The following is a 4,459-nucleotide window of genomic DNA, read 5'->3' as shown; positions in this document are numbered from 1 at the left end:
ATGCCATGCAAGCGCTCTCCCAGCTGAGCTATACCCCCGTGGCAAATACTACTGTATTGCAAAGAAGCGAAATTATGCATCAATTTTTTATTCTGTGCAAGTTGGTGCAATAAATGGTGTGTTTTAGACAGCTTCAGGCAGCCTGTTTCTGTCAATAATGGTAGGCTCAAATCTTGAGTCTCAGTTAATTCCGGTCGGCTGCCATTGATTTGCGTTTTTTATTATGCCCACTTTGCTTGAAACTGCCACGGCATTACAGAATCTGGAAACATTGGACGGTCCTGAAGCGCTATTTCGTGCCCTGGCCGAGAACGCGGTTATTGGTGTTTACATTGTGCGAGAGGCGCGTTTTGTGTATGTCAACTCAAAACTGCTCGACATGCTCGGCTATGAACGCGATGAGATGCTGCACCAGATGACGATCACGAATATTGTCGCGCACGACGAGAGGCATTTTGTTGCGTCGAATATAAAACGTGCCTTGAGTGGTGAGGTACGGGAGATTCACTACGAACGCAAGGCACGGTGTAAAGACGGCAGTTATATCGATGTCGAAGTTTTTGGGTCATGCATGACGCTGGCAGGCGAGGCGGTAATGGTGGGGCTCATGCTTGATATGTCGCCGCACAAGGCCGAAGAGGCGTCTACCAGTTTAATGTCGCTTGTTTACAAGCACAGTAGCGAAGCCATGGTCATTACCGATGTGAATGGTGTGATTATTACAGTGAATCCCGCGTTTTCCGACATTACAGGATATGCGCTTGACGAGGTCATCGGGCATCGCTTGAGTATTTTAAGTTCAGGGCGTCATAACGAGAACTTTTACAAGGCGATGTGGGAAGCGTTATTGAAAACTGGGCATTGGCGTGGTGAAATCTGGAACCGGCGCAAGAGTGGTGACGAATATGTTGAGCGTCTGAGTATTGATACTTCGTATAACGACGATGGTTCCGTCAGGTGTCGGGTTGGTGTTTTTTCCGACATTACGCAAAAGAAACGAACGGAAGAAGTTGTATGGCGCCAGGCCAACTATGACCATTTAACCGGCCTGCCCAATCGCAAATTGATGGAAGAGCGTTTGAAAACGGGCCAAGCACGGGCCGCACGTGTAGACACCCGGTTGGCGTTCATCTTTCTGGATCTTGATGCATTCAAGGAGGTCAACGACAGCCTTGGACACGATATGGGTGATAAGGTACTGCGCCAAGTGGCGCATCGTCTGGTGCGTTCTGTGCGTGAATCCGACACCGTGGCGCGCTTTGGGGGTGACGAGTTTGTCATTGTGATGGGTGGCGTTGTGAGTGACGACATGGTTCAGCGCACGTGCCAGGCCGTTTTGCACAACCTTGGGAAACCTTATCGCCTCAAGGACACCGTTGTTTATCTCTCGGCCAGTGCCGGTGTGGCGGTTTATCCCGATCATGCCAGTAACGCAGAAGCATTGATGCAGAATGCCGATCTGGCCATGCATGAAGCAAAAGAGGCAGGGCGTGGTCAGTTGCGTTTTTATGATCCCGATATGCAGTATGCGGCAAGGGAGCGTCGCCGCTTGTCGAAAGACTTGCTGGTCGCGCTGGATAACAAGGAACTTGTGCTGTATTATCAGCCTGTCGTTGATCTGAAAACGCATCGGTTGGTCAAGGCAGAGGCGCTGATTCGGTGGAAGCATCCGGAAAAAGGTTTTGTCAGTCCTGATCAATTTATTCCTTTTGCCGAGGACAGCGGCATGATTATTGCCATTGGTGAATGGGTATTTCGCACCGCCGCCGACCAACTGCTCGATTGGCACCGGCGTGGTTTCACGCAGTTACAGGTGGGGCTGAACGTGTCGCCCGTTCAGTTCTGTGAAGAAGGATTGAATGCAACGGAGTGGATAACTTACCTGGCAAAACGGGGTCTGCCCGGCAGTGCCATTGTGGTGGAGCTGACAGAACGCATGCTGATCGACGCCTATAACGGTACCAGCGAAAAATTGCTGGCGTTTCGCCATGCCGGCATTCAGGTTGCGCTGGATGATTTCGGCACAGGCTATTCATCGCTGGCCTACCTGCGTAAACTGGACATTGACCTGCTGAAAATCGATCAGTCTTTCGTGCGCAATCTGTCATCACATGTGGAAGATCTGGCGTTGTGCGAGGCCATTGTGGTCATGGCTCACAAGTTGGGCTTGAAAGTGATTGCCGAAGGCGTGGAAACGGCGGACCAACGCGATCTGCTGGCCGATATCGGCTGCGATTACGGCCAGGGTTATTTGTTTTCCCGCCCCATTCCCGCCGACGAATTCACCGAGCTACTTCATTCGGGCCTGTCGGCTGGTGAAGACACCCACGGCAATCAATAACAGACTCAGGATGAGTACCGGGGTGTTACGCCACCGCGCGTAAGGTGTTAACCCTTGCATACCCTGTACCTCAACGTCAAGAACACCGGGTTGTTCAGTTAAAAGTGCCGCGCGCACCTTACCTTGCGGATCAATAGCGGCGGTCATGCCGGTATTGGTTGCCCTTAGCATGGGGCGGGCGGCTTCCAGTGCCCGCATTCGCGCTATTTCCAGATGTTGTTGCAAAGCCCAGGTGTCTCCAAACCAGGCCAGATTACTTACGTTAACGAGCATTGTGGCGCCAGGGCCGTATTGTTCGCTGTCGCCCAGGGCGGTAACGATTTCTTCGCCGAATACATCCTCATAGCAAATGTTGGGCGCGATCACTTGTTCGTTCAGCGTAAATAATTCCTGTCGTGTACTGCCGCGATTAAAGTCGCCCAAGGGGATATTCAGCGCATCAACAAACCAGCGAAAGCCCGGCGGCACAAATTCGCCAAACGGAACCAAATGATGTTTGTCGTAACGGTGTTCGGTCGTGCCGGCGATCAGCTGCGTTACAGGTGTTTCGGCGTTGAAGGCGATCACGCTGTTGGTGTAGCGTGTATTGCCCCGATCGTCGGTTGCAACAGGAATGCCCATGATTAGCGTTGCGTCACGCTCGCGGGCGATATTTATCCATTGCTCCCATGTTTGTGAAGGGTAGCGGTTCTGGAATTGCGGCATGACCGTTTCAGGCAGAATAATAATATCGGGATCTGCACCGGCCTGTTTTGGCGGCAGCTCTGCAAGTTCCATGTAAGTTTGAATGCCTTCTTGCATGCGTTGGGGGTCAAATTTGATTGATTGTGGAACCCCACCCTGAACAAGGCGGATCAAAATCGGGTTGCCGGTTGGTGTCGACCAGCTAAGCTGAGATAAGCCAAGTCCAACCGCACTCAATACAATGGCCAGTGCAACGGCGGCAGCGGCCCGGCTGTCTTGGGCTGTTTTATGAGCCAGGATCAGCAGGGCAATCGCGCCAGCGCAAAATGCAGCTAGCCAGGCCACGCCGTAGACCCCCAGGATAGGGGCCCAGCCTGCCAGGAAACCACTTGCATGGGCATAGCCGATATTCAACCATGGGAAGCCCGTGAACAAAGTGCCGCGCAGCCATTCTGAAAGTGCCCAGCACGATGCCCAGATTGCCGCGCTAAGCGCCAATCCCCAAAAGTGGCCGCCGGGTTGTCGTAACCCGCGTGTAAAAAAAAACGCGAAGCCTGTCGCCAAAGCGGTGTAAAGCGCCATTGCGCATGCCAGCGCCAGTACGGCGGCAACAGAAAGGGCGGGAGCGAGCCCGCCAAAATGATGCAGGCTGATATAAAGCCAATAGAATCCAAGCGCGAAATGGCCGAGCCCGAATAGAAAACCGGCTTGTGCTGCGCGGCTTGTGCGTTGGCATTGCCATACATGGCGCGCAAGGAATACGAAAATCAGAATTTGCGCATAAGGCAGCACCCAGGCGGGCAGCGGGCCATCAGAGAATGTGAATGCGTGGGCGGCGCCCAGCAGCAAGGGCTGAATCGCTTCGCGAATGCGATAAAGCCGACTCTCAGTTGTTTTCATGAGGGGTGGCGAGCGCCGAGTTTTCGTCGTGCTGAATATTCATCCATAAAACGCGTTTGGCATCGGCGCCTACCACCGTGATGATGAGCCCTTCCCGATGCACGGTATCGCCACGCCGCGGGATGCGGCCCAGTTCGGCGGTAACCCAGCCTCCCAGGGTGTCGTACTCATCGGTTGGCATGGTTGTATTGAATGAGCGATTGAAAACGTTGATTTCCGTAATGCCCATGGCGCGCCAATTATTGCTGCCGGTCTGGAAAATGGTTTTTTCAGCATCCTCATCGAATTCATCTTCAATGTCGCCGACGATTTGTTCAAGCACGTCTTCCATGGTGACCAGGCCTGCTGTGCCGCCGTGTTCGTTGATAACGATGGCCAGATGGTTACGATTATTGCGGAATTCGTGCAGCAGAATGTTCAACCGTTTGGATTCGGGGATAAATACGGCCGGGCGAATCAGCGGACGTAAATCGATGGCGGGATTTGTAATGGTTAACAGTAAATCCTTGGCCAACAGAATGCCGACGATGTTGT

General features: G+C 52.9%; 3 protein-coding genes. 1 reads left to right on the top strand and 2 read right to left on the bottom strand.

Translation table 11 applies throughout. The features are described from left to right. The first annotated feature begins 223 nt into the window (after nucleotides 1–223). Entirely contained in the window at nucleotides 224–2,341 is a 2,118-nt protein-coding gene (locus B2W52_RS04740; protein WP_286801624.1) for a putative bifunctional diguanylate cyclase/phosphodiesterase, read from the top strand. Here B2W52_RS04740 and lnt read toward each other — a convergent pair. Together lnt and B2W52_RS04730 are read right to left on the bottom strand one after the other, a co-directional pair. Next, complete coding sequence (lnt, locus tag B2W52_RS04735) at nucleotides 2,291–3,925, bottom strand: apolipoprotein N-acyltransferase (RefSeq protein WP_286801622.1); 1,635 nt, start codon at nucleotides 3,923–3,925, stop codon at nucleotides 2,291–2,293. The two genes, B2W52_RS04740 and lnt, sit on opposite strands and share 51 nt — an antisense overlap. Continuing rightward, nucleotides 3,912–4,459: transporter associated domain-containing protein (locus tag B2W52_RS04730; protein WP_286801619.1), on the bottom strand; the 548-nt coding region annotated here is incomplete at its 5' end. The genes lnt and B2W52_RS04730, both read right to left, overlap by 14 nt.

It is taken from the genome of Marinobacter sp. UBA2498 (assembly GCF_002341575.1).
Classification (GTDB): Bacteria; Pseudomonadota; Gammaproteobacteria; order Pseudomonadales; family Oleiphilaceae; genus Marinobacter; species Marinobacter manganoxydans.
Note: the sequence above shows the minus strand (reverse complement) of the source record. Positions and strands in the feature narration are given on the sequence as shown.

Excerpts from the sequence above, each read along its gene's own strand:
- B2W52_RS04740 (WP_286801624.1), top strand. The coding sequence starts at position 224 with ATGCCCACTTTGCTTGAAACTGCCACGGCATTACAGAATCTGGAAACA.
- lnt (WP_286801622.1), bottom strand. The coding sequence starts at position 3,925 with ATGAAAACAACTGAGAGTCGGCTTTATCGCATTCGCGAAGCGATTCAG.